Annotated in this window: 27 protein-coding genes; 20 read left to right on the top strand and 7 right to left on the bottom strand. The window is 70.1% G+C overall.

Translation table 11 applies throughout. The features are described 5' to 3' along the window. Positions 1 to 5 precede the first annotated feature (5 nt). Positions 6 to 158, bottom strand: a complete 153-nt coding sequence (locus ABC271_RS09220) for a hypothetical protein (RefSeq protein WP_412924585.1) — start codon at positions 156 to 158, stop codon at positions 6 to 8. Between the two features lie 106 nt (positions 159 to 264). Between ABC271_RS09220 and ABC271_RS09215 the strand changes: the two genes are divergently transcribed. Further along, positions 265 to 894 (top strand): helix-hairpin-helix domain-containing protein, encoded by a 630-nt coding sequence (locus tag ABC271_RS09215; protein WP_412924584.1) that lies wholly within the window; start codon positions 265 to 267, stop codon positions 892 to 894. After that, on the top strand, positions 891 to 3,197 hold the full coding sequence (locus tag ABC271_RS09210; protein WP_412924583.1) for a ComEC/Rec2 family competence protein: 2,307 nt from the start codon (positions 891 to 893) through the stop codon (positions 3,195 to 3,197). Before ABC271_RS09215 ends, ABC271_RS09210 begins: the two co-directional genes overlap by 4 nt. Before the next feature lie 44 nt (positions 3,198 to 3,241). Here the strand turns inward: ABC271_RS09210 and ABC271_RS09205 are convergent, their stop codons facing one another. Both ABC271_RS09205 and ABC271_RS09200 read right to left on the bottom strand, forming a co-directional pair. After that, a complete protein-coding gene (locus tag ABC271_RS09205) occupies positions 3,242 to 3,595 on the bottom strand; it encodes a nuclear transport factor 2 family protein (RefSeq protein WP_412924582.1) in 354 nt (117 codons plus the stop codon). A gap of 30 nt (positions 3,596 to 3,625) precedes the next feature. Beyond that, a complete protein-coding gene (locus ABC271_RS09200; RefSeq protein ID WP_412924581.1) occupies positions 3,626 to 4,429 on the bottom strand; it encodes an oxidoreductase in 804 nt (267 codons plus the stop codon). A gap of 57 nt (positions 4,430 to 4,486) precedes the next feature. Here ABC271_RS09200 and ABC271_RS09195 point away from each other — a divergent pair, with 57 nt between their 5' ends. Then, positions 4,487 to 4,999: a winged helix-turn-helix transcriptional regulator gene (locus ABC271_RS09195; protein ID WP_412924580.1), complete on the top strand. Its 513-nt coding sequence runs from the start codon at positions 4,487 to 4,489 to the stop codon at positions 4,997 to 4,999. A gap of 54 nt (positions 5,000 to 5,053) precedes the next feature. Continuing rightward, complete coding sequence (holA, locus tag ABC271_RS09190; RefSeq protein ID WP_412924579.1) at positions 5,054 to 6,091, top strand: DNA polymerase III subunit delta; 1,038 nt, start codon at positions 5,054 to 5,056, stop codon at positions 6,089 to 6,091. 302 nt (positions 6,092 to 6,393) lie between these two features. Here holA and rpsT read toward each other — a convergent pair whose 3' ends face one another. Beyond that, a complete protein-coding gene (gene rpsT / locus ABC271_RS09185) occupies positions 6,394 to 6,654 on the bottom strand; it encodes a 30S ribosomal protein S20 (protein ID WP_412924578.1) in 261 nt (86 codons plus the stop codon). A 118-nt stretch (positions 6,655 to 6,772) separates the two neighbouring features. Continuing rightward, the gene (locus ABC271_RS09180; protein ID WP_412924577.1) at positions 6,773 to 7,495 is read right to left on the bottom strand and encodes an alpha/beta fold hydrolase; all 723 of its coding nucleotides are present in this window, start codon (positions 7,493 to 7,495) and stop codon (positions 6,773 to 6,775) included. 78 nt (positions 7,496 to 7,573) lie between these two features. Here ABC271_RS09180 and lepA point away from each other — a divergent pair, with 78 nt between their 5' ends. The 15 genes from lepA to ABC271_RS09105 all read left to right on the top strand — a co-directional run bounded on the left by lepA (position 7,574) and on the right by ABC271_RS09105 (position 22,813). Further along, positions 7,574 to 9,418 (top strand): translation elongation factor 4, encoded by a 1,845-nt coding sequence (lepA, locus tag ABC271_RS09175; RefSeq protein ID WP_412924575.1) that lies wholly within the window; start codon positions 7,574 to 7,576, stop codon positions 9,416 to 9,418. Positions 9,419 to 9,462: 44 nt separating this feature from the next. Beyond that, positions 9,463 to 10,107, top strand: coding sequence for a DUF1990 domain-containing protein (locus tag ABC271_RS09170; RefSeq protein WP_412924574.1), 645 nt, complete (start codon positions 9,463 to 9,465; stop codon positions 10,105 to 10,107). Next, positions 10,107 to 11,324 (top strand): radical SAM family heme chaperone HemW, encoded by a 1,218-nt coding sequence (gene hemW, locus ABC271_RS09165; protein WP_412924573.1) that lies wholly within the window; start codon positions 10,107 to 10,109, stop codon positions 11,322 to 11,324. The genes ABC271_RS09170 and hemW overlap by 1 nt, the downstream gene beginning before the upstream one ends. An 81-nt stretch (positions 11,325 to 11,405) precedes the next feature. Beyond that, positions 11,406 to 12,446 (top strand): heat-inducible transcriptional repressor HrcA, encoded by a 1,041-nt coding sequence (gene hrcA, locus ABC271_RS09160; RefSeq protein WP_412924572.1) that lies wholly within the window; start codon positions 11,406 to 11,408, stop codon positions 12,444 to 12,446. A gap of 53 nt (positions 12,447 to 12,499) precedes the next feature. Further along, positions 12,500 to 13,621 carry a molecular chaperone DnaJ gene (gene dnaJ / locus ABC271_RS09155; RefSeq protein ID WP_412924571.1) on the top strand — a complete coding sequence of 374 codons (1,122 nt, stop codon included), beginning with the start codon at positions 12,500 to 12,502 and terminating at the stop codon, positions 13,619 to 13,621. A gap of 2 nt (positions 13,622 to 13,623) precedes the next feature. Then, the gene (locus ABC271_RS09150; RefSeq protein ID WP_412924570.1) at positions 13,624 to 14,358 is read left to right on the top strand and encodes a 16S rRNA (uracil(1498)-N(3))-methyltransferase; all 735 of its coding nucleotides are present in this window, start codon (positions 13,624 to 13,626) and stop codon (positions 14,356 to 14,358) included. Positions 14,359 to 14,450: 92 nt separating this feature from the next. Next, positions 14,451 to 14,798, top strand: a complete 348-nt coding sequence (locus tag ABC271_RS09145; RefSeq protein WP_077051528.1) for an HIT domain-containing protein — start codon at positions 14,451 to 14,453, stop codon at positions 14,796 to 14,798. Positions 14,799 to 14,847: 49 nt separating this feature from the next. After that, the gene (locus tag ABC271_RS09140) at positions 14,848 to 15,876 is read left to right on the top strand and encodes a PhoH family protein (protein WP_412926128.1); all 1,029 of its coding nucleotides are present in this window, start codon (positions 14,848 to 14,850) and stop codon (positions 15,874 to 15,876) included. After that, the gene (gene ybeY / locus ABC271_RS09135; RefSeq protein WP_412924569.1) at positions 15,873 to 16,340 is read left to right on the top strand and encodes an rRNA maturation RNase YbeY; all 468 of its coding nucleotides are present in this window, start codon (positions 15,873 to 15,875) and stop codon (positions 16,338 to 16,340) included. The genes ABC271_RS09140 and ybeY overlap by 4 nt, the downstream gene beginning before the upstream one ends. Beyond that, a complete protein-coding gene (locus ABC271_RS09130) occupies positions 16,337 to 17,650 on the top strand; it encodes a hemolysin family protein (protein WP_412924568.1) in 1,314 nt (437 codons plus the stop codon). The genes ybeY and ABC271_RS09130 overlap by 4 nt, the downstream gene beginning before the upstream one ends. Next, on the top strand, positions 17,647 to 18,540 hold the full coding sequence (gene era / locus ABC271_RS09125; RefSeq protein WP_412924567.1) for a GTPase Era: 894 nt from the start codon (positions 17,647 to 17,649) through the stop codon (positions 18,538 to 18,540). Before ABC271_RS09130 ends, era begins: the two co-directional genes overlap by 4 nt. 31 nt (positions 18,541 to 18,571) lie before the next feature. Beyond that, on the top strand, positions 18,572 to 19,519 hold the full coding sequence (locus ABC271_RS09120) for a quinone oxidoreductase family protein (protein ID WP_412924566.1): 948 nt from the start codon (positions 18,572 to 18,574) through the stop codon (positions 19,517 to 19,519). Continuing rightward, the gene (locus ABC271_RS09115; protein ID WP_412924565.1) at positions 19,516 to 20,103 is read left to right on the top strand and encodes a GNAT family N-acetyltransferase; all 588 of its coding nucleotides are present in this window, start codon (positions 19,516 to 19,518) and stop codon (positions 20,101 to 20,103) included. The genes ABC271_RS09120 and ABC271_RS09115 overlap by 4 nt, the downstream gene beginning before the upstream one ends. A 150-nt stretch (positions 20,104 to 20,253) precedes the next feature. Then, on the top strand, positions 20,254 to 22,014 hold the full coding sequence (gene leuA / locus ABC271_RS09110) for a 2-isopropylmalate synthase (RefSeq protein WP_412924564.1): 1,761 nt from the start codon (positions 20,254 to 20,256) through the stop codon (positions 22,012 to 22,014). Positions 22,015 to 22,024: 10 nt separating this feature from the next. Next, positions 22,025 to 22,813: a methyltransferase domain-containing protein gene (locus ABC271_RS09105; protein WP_412924563.1), complete on the top strand. Its 789-nt coding sequence runs from the start codon at positions 22,025 to 22,027 to the stop codon at positions 22,811 to 22,813. Between the two features lie 73 nt (positions 22,814 to 22,886). On the opposite strand, the gene ABC271_RS09100 is transcribed toward ABC271_RS09105, so the two are convergent. Next, positions 22,887 to 23,597, bottom strand: coding sequence for an SDR family NAD(P)-dependent oxidoreductase (locus ABC271_RS09100; RefSeq protein ID WP_412924562.1), 711 nt, complete (start codon positions 23,595 to 23,597; stop codon positions 22,887 to 22,889). Positions 23,598 to 23,665: 68 nt separating this feature from the next. On the opposite strand from ABC271_RS09100, the gene ABC271_RS09095 reads away from it, so the two are divergent. After that, entirely contained in the window at positions 23,666 to 24,199 is a 534-nt protein-coding gene (locus ABC271_RS09095; protein WP_412924561.1) for a TetR/AcrR family transcriptional regulator, read from the top strand. A 51-nt stretch (positions 24,200 to 24,250) separates the two neighbouring features. On the opposite strand, the gene ABC271_RS09090 is transcribed toward ABC271_RS09095, so the two are convergent. After that, complete coding sequence (locus ABC271_RS09090) at positions 24,251 to 24,961, bottom strand: trimeric intracellular cation channel family protein (protein WP_412924560.1); 711 nt, start codon at positions 24,959 to 24,961, stop codon at positions 24,251 to 24,253. Positions 24,962 to 25,018 lie beyond the last annotated feature (57 nt).

The raw sequence follows: 25,018 nt of genomic DNA, 5'->3' as shown, positions 1-25,018 counted from the left end.
GTCGTTCACCGGCGGACGAGCGCGTCCCCGCCACGCGCGGCCGGCACCGCCGCGAGGACGGCAGCGACCGGCGGACCGAGCCGCGCCCGCGCGTTGACCCCGCGAGCGGCGTCGTCGGCGAGGGCGGCGAGGGTTGCGCGCCAGACGTTCGCGTTCATCGCCACAGGCTCAGCCGGTCCTCCCCACGGAGGGGATCGTTTCAGCTGTGCACCGTTGGGGCGTTGTGGCCCGCGCGACCTGCTCGCCCTTCCGTAGCGTCCTCGCGTGACCACGGCTCCGAATCCCGACACCGCCGTTGCGCGCCTCGATCCGCGCCGACGCCTCGGCGTCGGCGCGATCATCGTGTTGGTGCTGGCCGCGTTCGCGGTGACCGTCGGGATCGGCATCTTCCGCGGAGCGACCGGCGCCGAGACCGTGACGACGTCGCCGACACCGAGCGGACGTGTGAGCGCCGCTCCCGGCGCGGGGGTGTACGTGCACGTCGCCGGCGCCGTGCGTGCGGCCGGCCTCTATCGGCTCGAGGTCGGAGATCGAGTCGCGGATGCCATCGCCCGCGCGGGCGGGTTCGCCGAGGATGCCGCCCGCGACGGGGTGAACCTCGCCCGCGAGGTGACCGATGGGGAACAGATCGTGGTGCCGGTCGTGGGCGCTGAGCCCGCGACCGCGGGCCCGGGCGCGACCGTCGGCGGGGGAGCGGCGTCCGGCCCCCTCGACCTCAACACTGCGACGAGGGAGCAACTCGACGCGCTCCCTCGGATCGGTCCGGCGCTGGCGGACCGCATCCTCGCGTGGCGGGAGCAGAACGGCCGCTTCACGAGCGTCGACGACCTCGGGTCGGTTCCCGGCATCGGTGACAAGATGCTCGCGAGCCTTCGCGACCTGGTGCGCGTGTGAGCGAGCGACAGGGGCTCCGCCGACGCGCGTGGCGCCCGGTCGCCGTCGCTGCCGCGACCTGGATCGGCGCTGCCGTCGCAACGGCCGTGCCGATGGCGTGGATGGGGGTGGCCGGTCTCGCCGTCGCCGTCGGGATCGCGGCGGCCGCGTTCGCCCGCTTCCGCCATCCCGCCGTGCTGGTTGCGACGGTCGCACTGGCTTCCGCGGCCGCGGCGGGAGGCACCGTCGCCTCGCTCGCGCCGACCCGTGAGGCGATCGACCATCTGGCGGTGAACGGGGGTCGCCATCTCCACGTGACGGCGACCGTGACAGGCCACGTGTCGGGGAGCGCTGACGGCGGCGCGTGGTTCGATGCGACCGTGTCAGCGGTCTCGGCGGGCGACACGACCGTACGCGGGGTGATCCCCGCCCGGATCGGTGTGGACATCGAAGGCCGCGAGCGCCTCTCCGTGGTGGGGCAGGGGAGCGAGGTGGTGCTCGCCGGCCGCGCGATCCCGGCAGACCCCGCCGAACGGGCTGTTCTGGTGCTGCGGGCGACCGACGTGGAGCGCGCGCCGCCACCCGAGGGGGTGTGGGCCGTGTTCGAAGACCTGCGGGATGGACTCGTCGCATCCACACGCGGGCTGCCGCAGCCGGGTGCCGGGTTGATCCCGGGGTTGGCCGTGGGTGATACGTCGAGCCTCGACGCCGCGACCGAAGAGGCGATGAACGCGTCCTCGCTGTCGCACCTCACGGCGGTGTCCGGGGCCAATTGTGCCCTCGTGGTTGGTGCAGCGTTCGCGCTTCTCGCGGCGTGCGGTGCTCGGCGATGGGTCCGCGTCGTGGGCGCGCTGCTCGTGCTCACCGGGTTCGTCATCCTCGTCACACCGGAACCGAGTGTCGTGCGTGCCGCGGCGATGAGTGCGATCGGCATCCTGGCCCTCGGCTTCGGCAGACCGCTCGTTGGTATCGCGATACTGTCCGCAGCGGTGACCGGGCTGCTCATCGCGGATCCCTGGTTGTGCCGCTCCCTGGGCTTCGCGCTCTCGGCCGCCGCCACCGCGGCGTTGCTCGTCCTCGCCCGGCCGCTCGCCGACGGACTCGCGCGCGGGATGCCGAGACCCCTCGCTCTCGCCCTGGCGGTGCCGACATCGGCGCAGCTCGTGTGCGGTCCGCTCATCGTGTTGATCGATCCGCATGTGCCTCTGCTCGGTATCGCCGCCAACCTGCTCGCTGACCCCGCCGCGGCGCCGGCGACGATTGCGGGGGCGCTCGCGTGCGTCGCACCCTTCCCCTGGCTACGCGACGGGCTCACAGCACTGGCGTGGATTCCGGCCGCCTGGATCGCCGGCGTCGCGCAGACGACGGCCTCCTTCGCGGCGCAGAATCTCCCCTGGCCGGACGGTCTCCCGGGCGCGGGCCTTCTCGCCGTGATGGGCGCTGCGATCGCGGTAGCGATAGCCCGTCCGAGCCGGGTGCCACGGCTGACCGCCATCGCGACGCTCTTCGTCGCCGGCGCGGTCGGTGCGATCGGTGGAACGAGCACGATCCGCACGTTCGCCGGCCCGCTCACCGTGCCGACCGGGTGGCAGGTGGCGATGTGCGACGTCGGGCAGGGGGATGCAACGCTGTGGCGGTCCGGGTCCTCTGTCGCGCTCGTCGACACCGGACCGGAACCCGAACCCCTCGCCGAGTGCCTCCGCACCTTCGGGATCGATCGCCTCGACCTCGTGGTCCTGACGCACTTCGATAAGGACCACGTCGGCGGCTCGGCCGCGATCCTGGGTCGCGCCGATGCCGTCGTGCACGGTCCGACCGGAGAGCCCGCCGACGAGCGACTGCTGGAGCGATACGCGGCCGGCGGCGCCCGGCTGATCGCCGCCGCAGTCGGGATGACGGGGGAGCTCGGCGACACCCGCTGGCAAGCTCTCGGCCCGCTGCCCGGGATGGAACCGGGCAACGACGCCAGCGTCGCGATCGACGTCACCGGTCCGGGATTTCCGCACACCGTGATGCTCGGCGATCTCGGAGCCGAACCTCAAGCCGCCCTCCTGCGCCGCATCGACGTTCCACGCGTCGAGGTCGTCAAGGTCTCTCATCACGGCAGCGCCGACCAGGACCCGGAACTGTACCGCCGACTCCACGCCGACCTGGGACTCATCGGCGTCGGTGCGGACAACAGTTACGGCCATCCGACGGCTCGTCTGCTCGACATCCTGCAGCAGAACGGAACCGTGGCCGCCCGCACCGACCTCGACGGCGTCCTCGCGGTGTGGCACGACGGCGAAGGGCGACTGACGCTGTGGCGGCAGAGGGCGCCGTGAGTCCGGCTGTCCGCTGCGCCACCCGTCGCCGCTGCGGTGCGACCTCAGATCTCGATCACGAGACGCGCGATGAGTTCGTCCCGCAGATCGAAGCGATATCGGAGCACGACGGTGCCGCCGGGGAAGTCACCGTCCAGCCGCACCTGCACGTCCGCGCGGTCGCCGTCGAGCACCCGCTGGCCGAGGCGGGTGCTCGTGTACGTGAACTCCGTCGACGAGGACGCGATCCACCGCGAGATCTCGTCGATCCCTCGATAGGTGCCGCCGTCGTCGAGGACGACCGCGTCCGGTGTGAAAGCATCAGCGGCCTCCGAGTGGCGCTGCTGGTCGCGAGCATCGAGATAGGCGAGCACCGGGGCGGGGAGGACGTTCGGATCGTACGGCGCGAAATCGGTCATGGTCATTCCTCTTCGTGAATCATTCGGGGGTCAGATGGTTCGCAGGGTGCCGCCGTCGATGACGATGTCGGCACCGATGACGTTGGCCGCGGCATCCGAGACAAGGAAAGCGATCGCTGCTGCGATCTCATCCGGCGTTGCGAAGCGCCCGGAGGGAACGCCGCCGAGGGCGGAGACCAGCGAGTCCCACGCGGCGTCTTCGTCGCCGTCATACTTCGCGGCGAGACGCCGAACGAGCGCATCGGCTCCCTCGGTCTGGATGCCGCCCGGCGAGACCGTGTTCACCCGGACCCCAAGGGGTGCCAGCTGGCCCGCGAGGCCCTTGCTGTAGGCGCGCAGCGCCGCCTTCGCCGCGGCGTAGGCCAGAGTCCCGTCCCACAGCGGCATCCGTGCCTGGATCGAGGACACATGCACCACCGCTCCGCGTCCGGACGCGACCATGGCGGGGAGGAGCTCACGGTCCAGACGCACCGCGGAGAGCAGGTTCAGGTCGATCTCTCGCGCCCAGTCGGCCTCACCGAGAGCACCGAACCCACCCGAGGGGGAGTGGGATCCGCCCGCGACGTGGACGAGGACGTCGGGGGTTCCCTCCTCGAGGACCGTGCGCGCCGCCTCGCGGACCGCGTGAGCGTCGGTCACGTCCGCGGACACGAAGCGGACGTCGTCCATCACGACGGGCGTGCGACCGATCGCGGTGACCTGCATCCCGGCATCCTGCAGGCGACGAACCACCGCCGCACCGGTGCCCCTCGTGCCTCCGCTGACGACGGCCCGTCGCAGAGCAGGTCCGGGATCGGAGTCCGACCGAGTTACTTCTGAATTGACAGTCACCATGGCTGCTAGAGTAGCAGTCGCTACCGCACCCCATCCGCGTCACCGGAGGAACCCCTCATGTCCGCACGCATCCGGGTCGAAGACCGCGAGTGCCCACTGTCGACGGCGATGTCGTACGTGGGCGAGTGGTGGACCATGCTGATCCTCCACGACTGCTTCGACGGGTACACCCGCTTCGATGAGTTCGAGGCGAACATCGGCCTCTCGTCGAGCATGCTCACCAAGCGGCTCAAGCTGCTCGTCGAGAACGGCATCCTTACGACGCGCGTGTACCAGGAGCGCCCCGTTCGGCACGAGTACGTGCTCACCGACTTCGGCCGATCGCTTCGGCCGATCCTCGTCGCGATGGCGGCATGGCGGAACGCGCAGCTGGCGCCCGCCGACCGCGCCATGGTCCTCGTCGACGTCACCACGGGCGAGGAGGTGGAGCCGGCGACGATCGATCCCCACACCGGCCTGTCCGTTTCGGATCCGCGATTCGCCTTCCGCGCCGGACCGGCCGCGGGTCCGCAGATGCGGGCACGTTACGCCGCACCGAAGACACTCGCCTCCACGGAGGCGAACGGCTGACCGCGTCCACCGATCCTCGGCATCCATGTCCGACCCGGTCGGTAGGCTGGGGGAGTGACCCCGGCACCCCGACGCTCCGCCCCCGCGAAGGCGAAGTCGGCCATTCCGCAGATCGGCTGGCGTACCCCGCAGCCCGCGCCGATCGTGCTGGTCTCCGGGCCTGAAGAGGTCTGCGCCGAGCGCGCGACCGCCGGCATCCGTGAGTTCCTGAAGAGCGAAGACCCGAGCCTCGAGGTCACCGACGTCCGCGCCGACGACTACACCGCGGGCACCCTGCTCGGCGTTACGTCACCGTCGCTGTTCGGCGAGCCCCGCCTCGTCCGCGTCGGTGGTGTCGAGAAGTGCTCCGACACCTTCCTCAGCGAAGCCCTCGCCTACCTCGAGCATCCGCAGGAGGGCGCGACGGTCGTCCTCCGCCACACCGGCGCGAGCGTCCGCGGAAAGAAGCTCCTGGATGCCATCCGCGCCGGCCAGGGGAACGGCATCGAGATCGCCTGCCCCGCCGTCAAGCGCGACTCCGACCGCTTCGACTTCGCCGTGGGCGAGTTCAAGGCCGCACAGAAGCGCATCGCCCCGGTCGCGCTGCGGTCCCTCGTCTCGGCGTTCGCCGACGACCTCACCGAGCTCGCGGCCGCGTGCCAGCAGCTCATCGCCGACGTCCCGGGCGACATCGACGAGCGCACGGTCGAGCGCTACTACGGCGGCCGCGTCGAGACGTCCGCCTTCACGGTCGCCGACACGGCGATCGCGGGCCACTACGGCCAGGCCTTGCTCGCGCTGCGTCACGCCCTGGCATCCGGTGCCGACCCCGTCCCGCTCGTCGCCGCCGTGGCAATGAAGCTGCGGACGATGGCGCGCGTGGCAGGCAACCGCGAGTCGTCGTCAGCGCTGGCTCAACGGCTGGGCATGAAGGACTGGCAGGTCGACCGTGCCCGCCGCGACCTCGTCGGCTGGAGCGCCTCGACCCTGGGCATGGCGATCCATGCCACGGCCCGGGCGGACGCCGAGGTCAAGGGCGCCTCGCGCGACGCCGTCTTCGCGCTCGAGCGGATGATCACCATCATCGCCACCCGCCAGCCCTACGGCCGCTGACCTCGCGACCGCCGCATGACGCCGGCCGAGGCGCTCGAACGCCTCGGACACGCTGCCCGGGCGTCGTCGCCGCGATCGGCCTTGCGCCTCCCTCGTCTCCGCGCGAGAGTCCTGGAGCGGAGGAGATTCGGGGCGTGGAGGACCAAAGCCTCGCACGCATCCTCCGCCCGCGGAATCTCCTCCGCTCCGGAACGCGTCCGCCGGCGGAATGCGCCGCCGCGCCGCCGCGCCGCGATCCTGCGCCCCCCGGAAACGACGAAGCCCGCCCCGCGATGCGGGACGGGCTGTCGAAGGGATGCGGCTCAGAGAGCGGCGACCTGCTTCGCGATGGCCGACTTGCGGTTCGCGGCCTGGTTCTGGTGGATGACACCCTTGCTCACGGCCTTGTCGAGCTTCTTACCGGCGACGACGAGGGCCTTCTCGGCGGCTTCCTTGTCACCGGCGAGGACGGCCTCGCGAGTGCGACGCACGTGCGTCTTCAGCTCGCTCTTGACGGCCTTGTTGCGCTCGCGCGCCTTCTCGTTGGTCTTGTTGCGCTTGATCTGCGACTTGATGTTCGCCACGTTCGACGGTCTTTCGTTTGAGTGAGTATGGAAATGCCGGGCGAGCGGTAGAGGGGCGCTGCACCGGCGGTCGTGGAGGTCGGGAAAAACCCCACACGCAAGCCAAGGACCGAGTCTATCAGGTCGAGGCTTCCACCGTGGTGAGCGCCACGTCCAGCACCGCGTTGAACACGCGCGGCCGCATCGCCGTCACGAGATGCGTCGTCCGCGGCACGACGATGAGCTCGGCGTCGCGCGCGACCGAGGTGAACAGCTTCTCGTTCACCCGCAGCTGATCCCACTGCCCGTTGACGAACCACATCGGCACGGCGATGCGCCGGAGCGCCGCGAGCAGGTCGAGCACCGACAGGCTGCGCAACGCCGTGTCCTGCGCGTCGAAGGCGTACCCGCCCGCGCCGAAGTCTTCGCGGGTCTCGGGCGGCAGCGTGCGCTCGAGCACGTAGTTCGTCACGCGCATGCCGCGGTCGGGAAAGGCATTCAGCCGCCGCGCGAAGAAGCGGTACGCGGCGAGTCCCGCACCCCGGGGGATCGACGTGCAGGATGCCGCGACGAACGCCGCGACCGGCGGCGGATCCTCGCGGCCGACGTACTCGATCGACAGGAGGCCGCCCATGGAGTGCCCGACGAGCAGCACGGGACCGCGGGTCGCGGCATCCCGAACCGCCCGATCGATGGTCGCGAACGCCTCATTGAGGGTGAACGTCTCGCCACGGCGCGTCCCGTGCCCCGGCAGATCCACCGCCGTGACGGGGTTCCCGCGCTGCCGCAGATGCTCGACCTGGGCGCGCCACATCGTCGCGGACGTGCGGATGCCGTGCACCAACACGACCTGGACCGTCATGGCATCCACCCTACGAACGCCGCCTGTGCACCCACCCGGGACGGCGATGTCGGCCGCCGCCCGTAGAATCGACGGAACATGTCACCGCGCGCCCTGAAGCCCCTCGAGCCGTCCGCCACGCCGCCGGCGCAGATCCGCAACTTCTGCATCATCGCCCACATCGACCACGGCAAGTCGACGTTGGCCGACCGCATGCTGCAGATCACCGGCGTCGTCGCCGACCGCGACATGCGTGCGCAGTACCTCGACCGCATGGACATCGAGCGCGAGCGCGGCATCACGATCAAGTCACAGGCTGTGCGGATGCCGTGGGCCGTCGGGGGCGAGACGTTCGCGCTCAACATGATCGACACGCCCGGTCACGTCGACTTCACGTACGAGGTCAGCCGATCGCTCGCCGCCTGCGAGGGCGCGATCCTCCTCGTCGACGCCGCGCAGGGCATTGAGGCGCAAACGCTCGCGAACCTCTACCTCGCGCTCGAGAACGATCTGACGATCATCCCGGTGCTGAACAAGATCGACCTTCCGGCGGCCGACCCCGACAAGTACGCGGCCGAACTCGCGGGTCTCATCGGCGGCAAGCCGGAAGACGTCCTCCGCGTGAGCGGCAAGACGGGTATGGGCGTCGAAGACCTGCTCGACCTCATCGTCGAGAAGATCCCGGCCCCGGTGGGCAAGGCCGACGCTCCCGCCCGCGCCATGATCTTCGACTCCGTCTACGACGCGTACCGCGGTGTCGTGACGTACGTCCGCATGGTCGACGGCGCGCTGTCGCCGCGCGAGCGGATTCAGATGATGTCGACCACCGCGACGCACGAACTGCTCGAGATCGGCGTCTCAAGCCCCGAGCCGGTGCCGACGAAAGGTCTCGGCGTCGGCGAGGTCGGTTACCTCATCACCGGCGTTAAGGACGTCCGGCAGTCCAAGGTCGGCGACACGATCACCAACCACCGCAAGCCCGCCACCGAAGCCCTTGCCGGGTACACCGACCCGAAGCCCATGGTCTTCTCGGGCATCTACCCGATCGACGGCAGCGACTACGCCGAGCTGCGCGAGGCCCTCGACAAGCTCAAGCTCTCGGATGCCTCACTGCAGTACGAGCCCGAGACCTCGGTCGCCCTGGGCTTCGGCTTCCGCGCCGGCTTCCTGGGGCTGCTGCACCTCGAGATCATCACCGAGCGCCTCTCGCGCGAGTTCGGCCTCGACCTCATCACCACCGCCCCGTCGGTGACCTACGAGGTCACCACCGACACCGGTGAGACCGTGTCGGTCACCAACCCGAGCGAGTACCCCGACGGGCGCGTCGCAGAGGTGTCCGAGCCGATCGTCAAGGTCGGCATCCTGCTGCCGAAGGACTACGTCGGCACGGTCATGGAGCTGTGCCAGTCGCGCCGCGGAACGCTCCTCGGCATGGACTACCTCAGTGAAGACCGCGTCGAGCTGCGCTACAACATGCCCCTCGGCGAGATCGTCTTCGACTTCTTCGACCACCTCAAGAGCCGTACTCAGGGCTACGCGAGCCTCGACTACGAGCCCGCCGGCCAGCAGACCGCCGATCTGGTGAAGGTCGATATCCTGCTGCAGGGCGAGAAGGTGGATGCCTTCAGCTCGATCGTCCACCGCGAAAAGGCGTACAGCTACGGCACGATGATGACCGAGCGCCTGCGCAAGCTCATCCCGCGCCAGCAGTTCGAGGTACCCATCCAGGCCGCGATCGGCGCGCGGATCATCGCGCGCGAGAACATCCGCGCGATCCGCAAGGACGTCCTCGCCAAGTGCTACGGCGGTGACATCACCCGCAAGCGCAAGCTGCTCGAGAAGCAGAAAGAGGGCAAGAAGCGCATGAAGATGGTGGGCCGGGTCGAGGTGCCGCAGGAGGCGTTCATCGCCGCCCTTTCCGGCGACGTCGAGACCAAGAAGTAACGACGCCCACCGTCCTCCCATCCGCGCAGAGGAGACTGAAAACTATGCGCCGGCAGAACTTCACCGACAACACCGTCGACTACGCGGCCGTCGGCGCCACTCAGGCGCACGACCTCATGCAGTACCCGCCCGAACATTCGGTTCCCGCCGAGGACTCCTGGCGAATCGGCAGCGGCGAGGAGCGGTTCACCGCCGCCGGCGAACTGCTGCTGTCGTGGGCACCGTTGCGCTCGGAGGAGCTGAGCATCAGCGACGTGCGTCCGGCGACCGACGGGGGATACTCCGGTGTCGGCTTCGACGCCGAGGGTGCCCCGATTGCTCCGAGCCGCGTCGCCTCGGAGCAGCGATTCGCCGCCGACGGCACGCCGTTCGTCAGCCCCGGGTCGAGTGTGCGTCTGCACGGCAAGGTCGACGGTCACCGCGCCGACGCGCATCTGCGCGTGATCTCGGTGTTCGAAGAACCTCGCCGCGTCGGCTTCATCCTCGGCACGGTCGGTCATTCGATCGTCAGCGGCGAGGAACTGTTCGCCGTCGAATGGCGCGACAACGACGAGGTGTGGTTCGTGGTCCGGGCGTTCGACAGACCCACCGCCCCGTCGTACCGGGTGTTCATCGGACTCGTGAACCGGCGCCGCCGTGCGCTCTTCCAGCGCTACCTCCGGGCGATCTCGCCGCTCTACACATCCTGATGGGCGGACCACTGCCGCTCGGCGATGCGGCGCCCGTCGACGGGCGCCTGCCCGAAGACCTGCCGATCGACCCGACGGCCGATTTCGGCGTCTACCTGCACGTCCCGTTCTGCCGGGTCCGCTGCGGCTACTGCGACTTCAACACGTACACCTCGAGCGAATTGCGCGGTGCGCGGCAGGAAGACTTCGCCGACACGCTCGCGGCCGAAGTGCGCCTGGCCGGGACGGTCATGGATGCCGCGGGCGCCCGGCGGGCGGCATCCACCGTCTTCTTCGGGGGCGGCACCCCGACCTTGCTGCCGCCGGGCGACCTCGCGCGGATGCTCGACGCGGTGCGCGACGAGTTCGGCATCCGAGACGGCGCAGAGGTGACGGTCGAAGCCAATCCCGACACCGTGGACGACCGCGTCGCGGCGACGCTCGCCGAGGCCGGTGTGACCCGCCTGTCGATCGGGATGCAGTCCGCCCAGCCGCACGTGCTCGCCGTGCTCGACCGCACGCACGATCCTCGCAACGTCGCCACGGCGGTGGCGTCGGCGCGAACCGCCGGACTCGACGTCTCGCTCGACCTGATCTACGGGGCACCGGGGGAGTCGCTCGACGACTGGCGCGCGTCGCTCGAGACGGCGATCGCTCTGCGCCCGGACCACATCTCCGCGTACGCGCTGATCGTGGAGGACGGCACGAAGCTCGCGCGACAGATCCGCTCCGGGGTCGTCGCCGAGCCCTCCGACGACCTTCAGGCCGACATGTACGAGTTGGCCGACGATCTGCTCGCCGGCGCCGGGTACGACTGGTACGAGGTGTCCAACTGGGCGACCGACGGCGCGCACCGCTCGCGCCACAACCTCGCCTACTGGCGCGGCACCGATTGGTGGGGTTTCGGACCCGGCGCGCACAGCCATGTCGCGGGCCTCCGCTGGTGGAACGTCAAACATCCCGCGGCCTACGCGCAGCGTCTGGCGGCGGCCGAGTCGCCCGCGGCGGCCCGGGAACGTCCGGATGACACCGCGCGACGCCTCGAGTCCGTCCTGCTCCGCAGCCGCATCCGCGACGGTCTGCCGGTATCCGAACTGCTCGGCGAGGGCCGGAAGGCCGTGGCATCCCTCATCGCCGATGGCCTCGTCGACGGAGCGGATGCCGTCCGCGGGCGCATCGTGCTGACCCGCCGGGGTCGGCTGCTCGCCGACGCCGTCGTCCGGGCCCTCACCGCCTGAGCGCGCTTCCGACTCACCGCCGGGCGGGTGTTCTAGAATTGGCACTCAGGAGTCCGGAGTGCCAGAAGGAGGGAGCCCGCCATGGTGTCCGAACGCGGCTTGCAGGTGCTCCGCGCCATCGTCCAGGACTACGTCGACACGCGCGAACCCGTCGGCAGCAAGGCTATCGTCGAGAGGCACGCCTTCGGGGTCTCCGCGGCGACGATCCGCAACGACATGGCACAGCTCGAAGACGAAGACCTGATCATCGCGCCGCACACCTCCTCCGGGCGGGTGCCGACCGACAAGGGGTACCGCGTCTTCGTCGACCACCTGGCCGAGTTGAGGCCGTTGTCGACGGCCCAGCGCAGCGCGATCACTTCGTTCCTCGACGAGGCCGGTGACCTCGACGATCTCCTGGCGCGCACGGTCCGGGCGCTCACGCAGCTGACCGGTCAGGTCGCGATCGTGCAGTACCCCTCGTTCGCCCGGGCGAACCTCTCCCACGTGGAACTCGTGGCCCTCGGCGGCCCTCGCGTGCTCGTCATCCTCGTGACCGACACGGGGCGTGTCTCGCAACGCATCGCGCTCGTGCCCGTCGAGCCGACGGAGGGCGACATCGTGCAGCTGCGCGCCCGCGTGGGCGCCCTCTTGGTCGGCCGGAGCGTCGCGGACTGCGCGCAGGCGGTAGCCGCCGCCACCGTCGACGGCCCCCGGCCCGGCATCGCCGTCGACCTCATCTCCGACGCCGTCCTCCGGGTGGTGGGCGAAGAGCTCGACGAGTTCCGCCAGGACCGCCTCGTCATGGCGGGCGCGGCGACCCTCGCCAAACGCGAGTCCGACTTCCGCGGCAGCATCTATCCGCTCCTCGAGGCGATCGAGGAGCAGGTGACCCTGCTGCGGCTCATGAGCGAGATGGTCGCCGACGAGCAGGGCCTGTCGGCCAGCATCGGCCGCGAGAACGAACCGTTCGGTCTCGTCGAGGCATCCGTTCTCGCCAGCCGGTACGACGGTACCGCCGGCGGTGCGCGGGTGGGCCTTCTGGGTCCGACGCGTATGGACTACTCCTCCAACCTCGCGGCGGTCCGCGCCGTCGCGCACTATCTGACCCGGATGCTCGAAGACGACGACAACGCTCGTTGACGAGACCCGCACCGAATCTGATCGACCCCGCGTGAGCGGGCAGGAAGGCGATTGTGGCTGACCACTACGAGGTCCTCGGCGTCGCGCGCGACGCCAGCCCCGACGACATCAAGCGCGCGTACCGGCGTCTGGCGCGCGAGCTCCACCCCGACGTCAACCCGGGCGCGGACGCGTCCGAGCGCTTCAAGCTCGTCACCCACGCCTACGACGTGCTGAGCGACCCCGAGCAGCGGCGCCGCTACGACATGGGCGGCGACCAGAGCCCATTCGGCGGTGGGGGAGCGGCGGGCTTCGGGGGCTTCAGCGACATCTTCGAGACGTTCTTCGGCGGAGCGCAGGGCGGCGGTGGCCGCGGCCCCCGACCCCGGTCGCGTCGGGAGCGCGGGCAGGACGCGCTCGTGCGCGTCTCGCTGCAGCTCGGCGACGTCGTGTTCGGCGTGCACCGCGACCTCGAGGTCGACACGGCCGTCCTCTGCGAGACGTGTCAGGGCGCGTGCACGCAGCCGGGCACGAGCGAAGTCACCTGCGACATCTGTCACGGCTCCGGTCACGTGCAGCGCACGGTCCGCAGCCTCCTCGGCAACGTCGTGACCAGCCAGCCCTGCAGCGTGTGCCAGGGGTACGGAACGACGATCCCGTACCCGTGCGGAACGTGCCAGGGCCAGGGTCGTGTCCGTGCCCGCCGTACCGTGTCGGTCGACATCCCCGCGGGCGTCGAGACGGGTCTGCGCCTCCAGCTCCCCGGGTCGGGCGAGGTCGGCCCCGCGGGCGGCCCCAACGGCGACCTGTACCTCGAGATCACCGTCGAATCGCACGACTCGTTCAGCCGCGAGGGCGACGACCTCGTCGCGACCCTCGAGGTGTCGATGCCGGATGCCATCCTCGGCGCGACCACGACGATCGAGTCGCTCGACGGCAGCGTCGACCTCGAGGTGCGGCCGGGCGTGCAGTCCGGTGACGTGCTGACGATCAAGGGCCGCGGCATCACGCCGCTGCGGGGCAGTCAGCGCGGTGATCTCAAGGTGGGCGTGCACGTGGTAACCCCGACGCGACTCGATCACAAGGAACGCGCGCTCATCGAGGAATTCGCCAAGCGCACGAAGGCCCCTGCGCCCCGGCTGGCCGAACACCAGCAGGGGATGTTCTCGAAGTTCCGCGACCGCTTCCGGCACTGATCGTGGCGCTGCATTTCGTGACCGACGACGCGTCGGCCGCCGGCGTCGGCGACGTCGTGGTGCTGACCGGTCCGGAGGCGCATCACGCGGCTGCGGTTCGCCGTGTCCGCGTCGACGAGGCCGTCACCCTCGGCGACGGTCACGGAGTCTGGCTCGAGGGCCTCGTGACGGCCGCCGCCCCGAAGCAGGTCGACGTGCGGATCACCGCCCGCGCCGAGCTTCCCGGCCCCTCGCCGCGGATCGTCCTGGTGCAGGCCCTCGCGAAGGGGGACCGCGACGAGCTCGCGGTGCAGGCGGCGACCGAGCTGGGGGTCGATGCGATCGTCCCGTGGCAGGCCGCGCGCAGTGTCTCGCGGTGGGATGCCAAGGCCGAGAAGGGCCTCACCCGCTGGCGCACGATCGTGCGCGAGGCCGCGAAGCAGGCCCATCGCGCATGGATCCCCGAGGTCGAGGGGGTGGCACGCCTCGCCGATCTCGTGTCTCGCGCGAACGGGGCGCGCGTGCTGGTGCTCGAGCCCTCCGCCGAGGAGCGCCTCGCGGCTGTGGCATCCGACCCGTCCGATGATCGCGACGTCGTCCTCGTCGTCGGCCCCGAGGGCGGGATCGCGCCGGACGAGCTCGAGGCACTGCACGATGCCGGGGCGCGCCTCGTCCGCCTCGGCGACACGGTCCTGCGCACCTCGACCGCGGGAGCTGCGGCGATCTCGGTGCTCTCCGCCGCGACGGGGCGTTGGTAGCCCCTCCCGACCGGCCTTTCGGCAGCGCCTGACCGCAGATCGCAGGACGCGCGCCCGACCCCCTGTCTGACCCCGTCGATAGACTGGATGCCATGACCGAGCCGTCGATCTTCACGCGCATCCTCCAAGGCGAGATCCCCGCCGAGATCGTCGCCGAGACCGAGAACGCCTTCGCGATCCGCGACATCGCGCCGCAGGCGCCGGTGCATCTGCTCGTGATCCCCAAGACCGAGCAGTACCGCAACGTCGTCGAGCTTGCCGCGGGAGACCCCGATCTCCTCACCGAGATCGTGGGCCTGGCCAACTCCGTCGCCGCCGAGCACGCGGACGGCGATTTCCGCCTCGTCTTCAACACCGGCGCCGGTGCCGGTCAGACCGTCTTCCATGTACACGCCCACGTTCTCGCGGGCGGACTGAACGAAAAGAGCACGGGTGGCTGATTCCCCCGAAGAACCCGTCGTCGAGCGTCTGTACGCCGACGGCGTGGCCATGGTCCAGCTTCTGGGCCCCCAAGACCGCCTGCTGCGCGTGGTCGAGAAGGAGCACCCCGACGTCGACGTCCACGTGCGCGGCAACGAGATCACTCTCTCCGGCGGCGCGTCCGCCGTGGCCGCGGCGAAAGGCCTCGTCGAGGAACTGCTCACGATGACGCGCAACGGGCAGGGTCTCGATCCGGCCGATGTGTCGAGCTCGAACCGCATCCTGCGTTCGGACGGCGGCCCTCGTCCGTCCGAGGTGCTCGGCGAAGCGATCCTGTCGTCCCGCGGCAAGGTCATCCGGCCCAAGACCCTCGGGCAAAAGGCCTATGTCGATGCGATCGAGGAGAACACGATCGTGTTCGGCATCGGTCCGGCCGGTACCGGAAAGACGTACCTCGCGATGGCCAAGGCCGTGCAGGCACTGCAGCGCAAAGAGGTCAGCCGCATCATCCTCACGCGTCCGGCCGTCGAAGCGGGGGAGCGGTTGGGATTCCTCCCCGGCAGCCTGACCGACAAGATCGACCCGTACCTGCGCCCCCTCTACGACGCGCTCAACGAGATGATGGACCCCGACATCGTCCCGAAGCTCATGGCGACGGGCACGATCGAGGTCGCCCCGCTGGCCTACATGCGCGGGCGCACCCTGAACGACTCGTTCGTCGTGCTCGACGAGGCGCAGAACACCACGCCCGAGCAGATGAAGATGTTCCTCACGCGTCTCGGCTTCGGCACGCGCATGGTGGTCACCGGCGACATCACGCAGATCGACCTGCCGCAGGGCGCGTCGGGGCTTCGCCTGGTCACTCGCGTCCTCGGCGACATCGATGACATCCACTTCTCGTATCTCACGAGCGACGATGTCGTGCGGCACACCCTGGTGGGCCGTATCGTCGATGCGTACAGCGAGTACGACGAGAAGCGTCTCGTGGCCCGCCGCGAACGCGACGAGGCCTCCGAACTCTCGAACCGTGCCGAACGCCGCGGCGCGGCCCGTCCTGCGGGTCCGCGCGATCACCTCCCGAGACGAAACCGCTCATGACGATCGAAATCAACAACGAATCCGGCCACGAGGTCGACGAGCAGGTCCTCCTGCGACTGATGGAGTACAACCTCGCCGAGTTGCACGTGAGCGCGGATGCCGACGTCGCCATCGTGCTCGTCGACGAGGGTGCCATGGAGTCCCTCCACGTGCAGTGGATGGACGAGCCCGGTCCGACCGACGTCCTGAGCTTCCCGATGGACGAGCTGCGCCCCGGGACCGAGGACTCGCCCACCCCGGCGGGCCTGCTGGGTGACATCGTGCTGTGCCCGGCCGTCGCCGAGACGCAGGCCGTCGCCGCGAAGCACTCGACGCAGGACGAGCTGATCCTGCTCACCACGCATGGCCTCCTCCACCTCCTCGGCTTCGACCACGCCGAGCCCGACGAGGAGCGCGAGATGTTCGGTCTGCAGCGCGAGCTCATCACCGGTTTCCAGGCCGTCGAGCGTCGCCGCCGCGCATGACCGCGGTCGTCCTCCTCGTCCTCGCGCTCCTCCTCGTCGCCTTCGGCGGCTTCATGGCCGCGTCCGAGGCGGCGCTGGGCGTCACCTCGCGCGCCGATCTGGCCGAGCTGGGCACGAGCGGCCGCAACGCCCGCTCGCTCCAGCGCATCGCCGACGACCCCAGCGCCCACATCACGGCCGTGACGTTCATCCGCGTGCTCGCCGAGACCAGCGCCGCGGTCCTGGTGGCGGCGGCGTTCATGCTGCTGTTCGACAACATCTGGCTGGCGCTCATCGCCGCGGCGGTCCTCATGACCGGCATCTCGTTCGTCCTCGTGGGGGCGAGTCCCCGGTCGGTGGGCCGGCAGCACGCGACGGGCCTCCTCCGCGGCGGGGCTCCGGTGATCAGCGGCATGCGCATCCTGCTCGGACCGCTCGCCCACGGACTGGTCGCGGTAGGCGACCGCATCACCCCCGGCGTCGCCCGGTCGACGTCGTTCGCGTCCGAGGAGCAGCTCCTCAGCATCATCGACGAGGCCGCCGAGAACGAACTCATCGAACAGGACGACCGCGAGCTCATCCACTCCGTGTTCGACTTCACCGACCGCTACGTGCGCGAGGTGATGGTCCCCCGGACCGACATGGTGACCGTGGATGCCGCAGCCACGACCCGCGAAGCCCTCGCGCTGTTCCTCGACAAGGGCGTGTCGCGCGTGCCCCTCGCCGACGACGATGCCGACGACATCGTCGGCATGCTGTATCTGAAAGACCTCGTGCAGTTCGGGTTCCGCGAGGAGGAGGGGTGGCGCGACGCGCCGATCCGCCGAATCGCGCGTCCCGCGGTCTTCGTGCCGGAGTCGATGAAGGCCGAGACCCTGCTTCAGCAGATGAAGAGGGATGCCGTGCACGTGTGCCTCGCGATCGACGAGTACGGCGGCGTCTCGGGGCTCGTGACGCTCGAAGACCTGATCGAGGAACTGGTCGGTGACATCTCCGACGAATACGACGCCCCCTCGACGGAGGTCGTACCGCTCGACGACGGCCGATTCCGCGTGAGCGCGCGTCTCGGCCTCGACGAGGTCGGCGACCTGTTCGGTCTCGAACTGGATGACGAGGACGTCGACTCCATCGGGGGCCTGCTGGGCAAGGCGCTGGGTCGCATCCCGCAACCCGGAGCCACGGCAGAGCACTCCGGCCTCGTGATGACCGGGGGAGCGTCGCGCGGGCGCAACCGCGGCATCGCGACCGTGATCGTGGAGCGGGCCGCGAACGACGACGAAGACGACGAGTCGGCGCCCGCGGGCACCGGCCGCGAGAGGAACGACAGATGAGCGACAACCGATCCGGCTTCGTGACCTTCGTCGGCCGCCCGAACGTGGGGAAGTCCACGCTCACGAACGCTCTCGTGGGCGAGAAGGTCGCCATCACGAGCGACAAGCCGCAGACGACACGCCGCGCGATCCGCGGCATCGTCAACCGGCCCGCCGGTCAGCTCGTCGTCGTCGACACTCCCGGCATCCATCGTCCGCGCACGCTGCTCGGGCAGCGACTGAACGACCTGGTCGAGCAAGTGCTCGGTGACGTCGATGTGATCGCGTTCTGCGTGCCCGCCAACGAGAAGGTCGGTCCCGGTGACCGCCGCATCGCGGAGTCGCTCTCGGGCTATCCTCGTGCGAAGAAGGTCGCACTGGTCACCAAGACCGATGCGGCCGCGCGCGAGCAGATCACGGAGCGCCTGATCGAGGTCGACGCGCTGCGCGAGGACTGGGCGGCCGTGATCCCGCTGTCCGCGGTCACCCGCGAGCAGCTCGACGTGCTCAGCGATGAACTCCTCGCGCTCATGCCCGAGGGTCCCGCGCTGTACCCCGACGACGTGGCGACCGACGAGTCGCTCGAGGACCGGATCGCCGAGATCATCCGCGAGGCGGCCCTCGCGGGCGTCCGCGACGAGCTGCCGCACTCGATCGCGGTCACCGTCGATGACGTGGCGGCGCGTGAAGACAGTGATCTGACCGACGTGTACGCGAACATCGTCGTCGAGCGCGACAGCCAGAAGGCGATCATCATCGGCCACAAGGGCTCGCGCCTCGCCGACGTGGGCGCACGCGCACGCAAGGGCATCGAGCCCCTCGTCGGCGGCCGGGTGTATCTGTCCCTGCACGTGCGCGTGGCCAAGGAATGGCAGCGCGACCCCAAACAGCTCGGGCGACTCGGTTTCTGAGCCGGCCGACCGCGACGAGAGGACGACGATCATGGCCAAGCAGTGGCGCGCACATCAGCCCGGTCCGGTCGAGGACTGGACGTTCGACGACGTCGAGGTACCGGCCCCGGGCCCCGGAGAAGTGACGATCCGCGTCCACGCGGCCGGGATCAACCCCGCGGATGCCAAGCACGTCGCCGCCGCACGACCGGGTGCCTCGTTCCCGACGCCCATCGGCTACGAGCTGTCGGGCGAGGTCACGGCGGTGGGCCCCGACGCCCTCGGCGGGACGGGACCGCTCTCGGTGGGGGACGAGGTCGTCGCGTTCCGTGTCCAGGGGGCGTACGCCACCGACGTCACGGTCCCCGCGCGCGACGTGTTCGCCAAGCCCGCGACGCTGTCGCACGCCGAGGCGGCGAACCTGCTCCTGGCCGGCACCACCGCCGCCGAGATGATCCAGGTCACGCGTGCAACGGCCGGCGAGACCGTCCTGCTGCACGCCGCCTCCGGCGCCGTCGGCGTGAGCCTGCTGCAGCAGGCCCGCGAGCTCGGCATCCGGGTGATCGGCACCGTCGGCCCGGATGGCGAGGAGTCCGCCGCGCGCGTGCGTCGGTTCGGCGGCATCCCCGTCGCCTACGGGGATGGCCTGCGCGAACGTGCCATCGAGGCGGCCGGCGGTGAACCGATCGTCGCCGCGTGGGACGCGGCCGGAACCGATGAGGCGATCGACGTCTCGCTCGCGCTCGTCGCCGAGCGCGACCGCATCGTCACGATCGTGGCGCCGCAGCGCGCGGAATCCGACGGGTTCCTCTGGATCGCCGGGGCCCGACCCGAAAGCACCCGCTTCCGCGACATCGCTCGCGCGCACATCCTGGAGCTCGCGGCATCCGGGGTGCTCGAGGTCCCCATCGCTCGCACGTTCCCTCTCGCCGACGCGGTCGAAGCGGTGCAGTTCGTGATGGACGGCCACCCGGGCGGCAAGGTCGCGCTGCTTCCGTGAGCGATTCGCCGTTCGTGCTGCCCCCGGCTCCGGCCCGTCTGGACGTCGTGCGCGAGCGCGTCCGACTGCGCCCCGTCGTCGACTCCGACCTCGGCGCGATGGTCACGTACCGCGGCGATCCCGCGGTGTGCCGTTTCCTGCCGTTCGAGCCGCAGAGCGCCGACGACATCCGCGAGCGCATCGGCCACCTCTTCGGCGGGACGAGCCTCGAGGGGGAGCGCGGAGGCGTCGTCCTCGCGGTGGAGCGGGTGGAGGACGCCACGGTGATCGGCGATCTGGTGCTGTTTCACCTGGATGCCGACGCCGGCTCCGCCGAGATCGGCTGGGTCGTGAGCCCCGTCGCCGCCGGACGCGGCCTCGCGACGGAAGCCGTTCGCGCACTGATCGACACGGCGTTCTCGGTGTACGGGCTGCGCCGCCTCGTCGCCCGCATCGACGCCGACAACGCCCGCTCGGTCGCCCTCGCCGAACGCCTCGGGATGCGTCGGGAAGCGCACCTGATCGAGAACGAATGGTTCAAGGGTCGATGGAGCGACGAGGTCGACTACGCCATCCTCGCGCGCGAATGGATGCCGGGGGAGTGAGCCGCGGCTCGTGCGAGTGCTAACATCGCAGAATGCGCTTCCGTGGCCTGCTTCTTCTTAGCTGCCGCGACGAGTCCTCGTTCTAAGGGCCTTCCTCGTCGCGGAGCTCGTCGTCGGCCCCTCCAGACAGACAAGAGAAGCGACCCCGTCATGAAGAACACGCAGAAGCCCACGTCCGCTCCGGTCCACAAGTACCGTCCGTTCCACGAGCAGATCCGCGTCGATCTGCCCGACCGCACGTGGCCGAGCACGCGCATCGAGACCGCACCCCGCTGGTGCGCGGTCGACCTGCGCGACGGCAACCAGGCCCTCATCGACCCGATGAGCCCCGAGCGCAAGCGGGTCATGTTCGACCTGCTCGTGCAGATGGGCTACAAGGAGATCGAGGTCGGGTTCCCGAGCGCCAGCCAGACCGATTTCGACTTCGTCCGTCAGCTGATCGAGGAAGACCTCATCCCCGACGACGTGACGATCCAGGTCCTGACCCAGGCCCGTGAGCACCTCATCTCCCGCACCTACGAGGCGATCGCCGGCGCCAAGCAGGCCATCGTCCACCTGTACAACTCCACGTCCGTGCTCCAGCGCGAGGTCGTCTTCCGCACCGACCAGCAGGGCATCGTCGACATCGCGCTCGAGGGCGCGCGCCTGTGCAAGAAGTTCGAGGCGACGATTCCCGAGACGCAGGTCTACTACGAGTACTCGCCCGAGAGCTACACCGGCACCGAGCTGGAATTCGCGCTGCGCATCTGCAACGAGGTGCTGGAGGTCTTCCAGCCGACGCCCGAGCGCAAGGTCATCCTGAACCTGCCCGCCACCGTCGAGATGGCGACGCCCAACGTCTACGCCGACTCGATCGAGTGGATGTCGCGGAACCTGAACCACCGCGAGAACGTCATCCTGTCGCTGCACCCCCACAACGACCGCGGCACCGCGGTCGCGGCGGCGGAGCTCGGCTACATGGCCGGCGCCGACCGCATCGAGGGCTGCCTGTTCGGCAACGGCGAGCGGACCGGCAACGTCGACCTCGTCGCGCTGGGCGTGAACCTGCTGACGCAGGGCATCGACCCCCAGATCGACTTCAGCGACATCGACCAGGTCAAGCGCACTGTCGAGTACTGCAACCAGCTGCCCGTGCCCGAGCGCAGCCCGTGGGCGGGAGACCTGGTCTTCACCGCCTTCAGCGGATCGCATCAGGATGCCATCAAGAAGGGCTTCGAAGCGATGGAGGCCCGCGCGGAGGCCGAGGGCAAGACCATCGACGAGATCGAGTGGGCGGTGCCGTACCTGCCGATCGATCCGAAGGACCTCGGACGTTCCTACGAGGCCGTCATCCGCGTCAACTCGCAGTCGGGCAAGGGTGGCGTGGCCTACCTGCTGAAGGCCGACCACGCGCTCGACCTGCCCCGCAAGCTGCAGATCGAGTTCTCCGGCGTCGTGCAGGCCCGCACCGACGCCGAGGGCGGCGAGGTCTCGAGCGCGCAGATCTGGGACATCTTCACCGACGAGTACCTGCCCACCACCGACGACGATCAGCGCTGGGGCCGCTTCGAGCTCCTCTCGACGCGGTCGTCGAGCGACATGTCGGGCGATGTCTCGCTCGAGGTGACGCTGCGCGACGGTGAGTCGATCCAGGCGGCTTCGGCGGTCGGCAACGGCCCCGTGGCGGCGTTCCTCGAGATCGTTCGGGCGCAGGGCTTCGAGGTCACGCTGTACGACTACGTCGAGCACGCGCTCAGCTCCGGCGGCGACGCGCAGGCCGCGGCCTACGTCGAGCTGCAGGTCGACGATCAGCGCCTGTGGGGTGTCGGGATCGACAACGACATCTCCACCGCGTCGCTCAAGGCGATCGTGTCCGGCGTCAACCGCGCCATCCGCACGCGTCAGCGCTCCGGCGCCCTCGCCGGCGTCTGAGCCCCCGGCCGTGGCCTACGCCCACGGACACCACGAGAGCGTGCTGCGTTCCCACGCCGCACGGACCGTCGCCGATTCGGCGGCCTACCTGGTGTCCTCGCTGTTCGCCGGCGCCCGCGTCCTCGACGTGGGCGCCGGCCCCGGCACCATCACCGTCGACATCGCCGACCGGGTCTCCCCGGGACTCGTCGTCGGGATGGATGCCGCGCCCGACGTCATCGAGATCGCGCGCGCCGCGGTGGGGGACCGCACGAACGTCGAGTTCCGCGTCGGCGACGCGTACGCGCTGGACCTTCCGGACGGCTCGTTCGACATCGTCCACGCGCATCAGACCCTCCAGCACCTGGCTCGCCCGGTGGACGCGCTGCGGGAGTTCCGACGTGTCGCCGGACCCCACGGCCTCGTCGCGGCGCGCGACGTCGACTACGGCGGCGTGATCTGGCATCCGCGGATCCCCGCTCTCGACGAGTGGCTCGTGCTCTATGACGCGGTGCACCGCGGGGTGTCGGGCGAGCCGAACGCCGGACGCGTGCTCAAGGCGTGGGCGCGCGAGGCGGGCTTCACGCGCATCGACGCGAGCGCGAGCGTGTGGGTGTTCGACACGCCGGAGAAGCGCGCCTGGTGGGGCGGGATGTGGGCGGACCGCATCCTGGCTTCGGCGTTCGCCGGGCACGCGCTGCGCCTGGGTCTCGCCGACCACGCCTTGCTTCAGCGCATCTCCGACGCGTGGCGCGAGTGGGCCGAGCATCCCGACGGCTGGTTCCTGATGCCCCACGGCGAGATCCTGGCCCGCTCCTGACTCGCCTGAGGGGGTCACTTTCTGTCGCCTGGGCGCGCTCGAAGCGACAGAAAGTGACCCCTCGCGCGTCCGGTCACCAGGAGACCGGGGTGCCGGTTCGATCCAGGAAGCGGAGGCCGGGCGTGCCGCGCTGCTCCTCGACGGTGTCGATAAGGGGCGGAATCGCCTCGTCGATCTCGAGGCCCGCGCCGGCACCACCCATGTCGGTGCGGATCCAACCGGGGGCGAGGAGCAGCAGGGCGCGCGCGTCGTCCGCGTGACGGGCGGCGAAACTGCGCATGAGCTGGTTCAACGCCGCCTTCGAGGCGCGGTAGACCTCGAATCCCCCTGAGGTGTTGTTCGTGATGCTGCCCTGGCCCGACGACAGGACCGCGATCGTTCCCGTCTCAGCGACCAGCGGGTGCAGCCTCTCGACGACACGCATCGCCCCGAGCGCATTGGTGGCGAGAGTCCGGGCGAAGTCGTCGTCGTCGATGTCGGCGGCCGCCTGGGTTCGAGGCGCGAGCGAGATTCCGGCGACAACGAACAGCAGGTCGAAGGTGCGGCCGCGCAGACGGCTCGCCAGAGCGGCGATCTGAGCGCCGTCGGCGATGTCCACGTGCTCGAACTCGACGCGGTCGGACGCGGCATCCCGCACCGCCCGGAGCGGTTCAGGAACATCGCCGCGCACGGTCGCGACGACGTGTGCGCCGCGATCGACGTAAGCCCGGGCGATCGCGAGGCCGAGACCGCGCGAGGCACCGACCACGAGAACCGACCGGTGGAACAGGGGCGTGTGTGTCATGGCATCCTCCACTCAACAAGCGATGAGTGGAACTCTACGCCTTCGCTCATCAGTTGTAGAGTGAACACATGAACGTCTCAGGATCACGCGCCGAGAAGCGGGCGGCGACGGCGGAACGCATTCTCCGGGCGGCCCGCGACGAGTTCGGCGACCGCGGGATGGAGGGCGCGACGATCCGGGGGATCGCGGCGCGCGCAGGCATCGACCCGTCCCTGGTGCTCCAGCACTACGGCTCGAAGGCCGCACTGTTCGCGCTCGCGGTCGAACCGGTGGCCGACCTCGGCGACAGGGACGTCGAGTCCCACCTCAGCGACGTGCTCGACGTGCGCCTCCGCGTACTCGATCCCGCCACACGAGCCCTGTTGCGATCGATGCTGACGTCGCCGGACGCGGCTCAGGCTCTGCGCGCCCACCTCGAAAACCGTGCAGAGGCACTCGCCGACGGTCGTGGTGACGAGGGGCGGACGCGCGCCGCGATTCTGGTCTCGAGCATCCTGGGGGTCACCATCGCACGCCACTTCCTCGACCTTCCCGCGCTCCGCGATGTCGACGGCGATCAGGCCGCGCACATCCTCGGCGCGCTGCTCGAACCGCGCGCGTGAGAGGTCACTATCGGTCATCTGCGGGCCTCCGAAGCGACAGAGCGTGGCCCCTCACACGTCCGGGTCGTCGATCCGGATGATCGGGATGCCCGTCGTCTCGACCGCGACCTTGCGGCGGTGGAGCTTGCGCTGCTCGGGCAGCGAGAGATCGAACAGCACGGCGAGGATGCGGATCACCGTCGTGACCACGACACCGATCACCGCCGCGACGGGCAGAGGCACACCGAAAGCCGCGGCCGTCGCGAGCACCGCGCATCCACCACCGGCCGCGACCGCGTAGAGCGAACCGACGTGCATGATGGCGACCGGAAGCCCCATCAGCACGTCGCGCAACACGCTCCCACCCGCCGCCGCCACGACGCCGACGAACACCGCGGGCACCGCGGGAAGACCGAGCGCGAGCGCCTTCGACGTGCCGAACGCTCCGAACAGGCCGATCACGACGGCGTCGAGCATGATGATCGCGCGGTTCAGGCGCTGGAAGATCCCCGACAGCAACATGCCCACGAGCGATGCGGCGATCGCCGTGAGCAGATACCAGTTGTTCTGCAGGGTCGCGGGGGTCAGCCCGAGAAGGAGATCGCGGATGAGTCCGCCGCCCATCCCGAGCAGGATGCCGATGATCGCCACGCCGAGGAGATCGAGGCGGCGCTGTCCCTGGAAGCCGGAGGCGAAGAGCGCGCCCTGCACTCCGCCCAGGGCCACGGCGGTGAGGTCGGCCCACAGCGGGATGATGAAGACGGGCGGGTTCACGGCATCCATTCTCCCGCCCCGCCGGCGCAGGCCCGCGCGCGGCGCACCGCCGACTCCCGGGGTCGC

The organism is Microbacterium canaveralium (assembly GCF_047238045.1).
Classification (GTDB): domain Bacteria; phylum Actinomycetota; class Actinomycetes; order Actinomycetales; family Microbacteriaceae; genus Microbacterium.
This window is presented reverse-complemented; position numbering and strand designations above follow the sequence as displayed.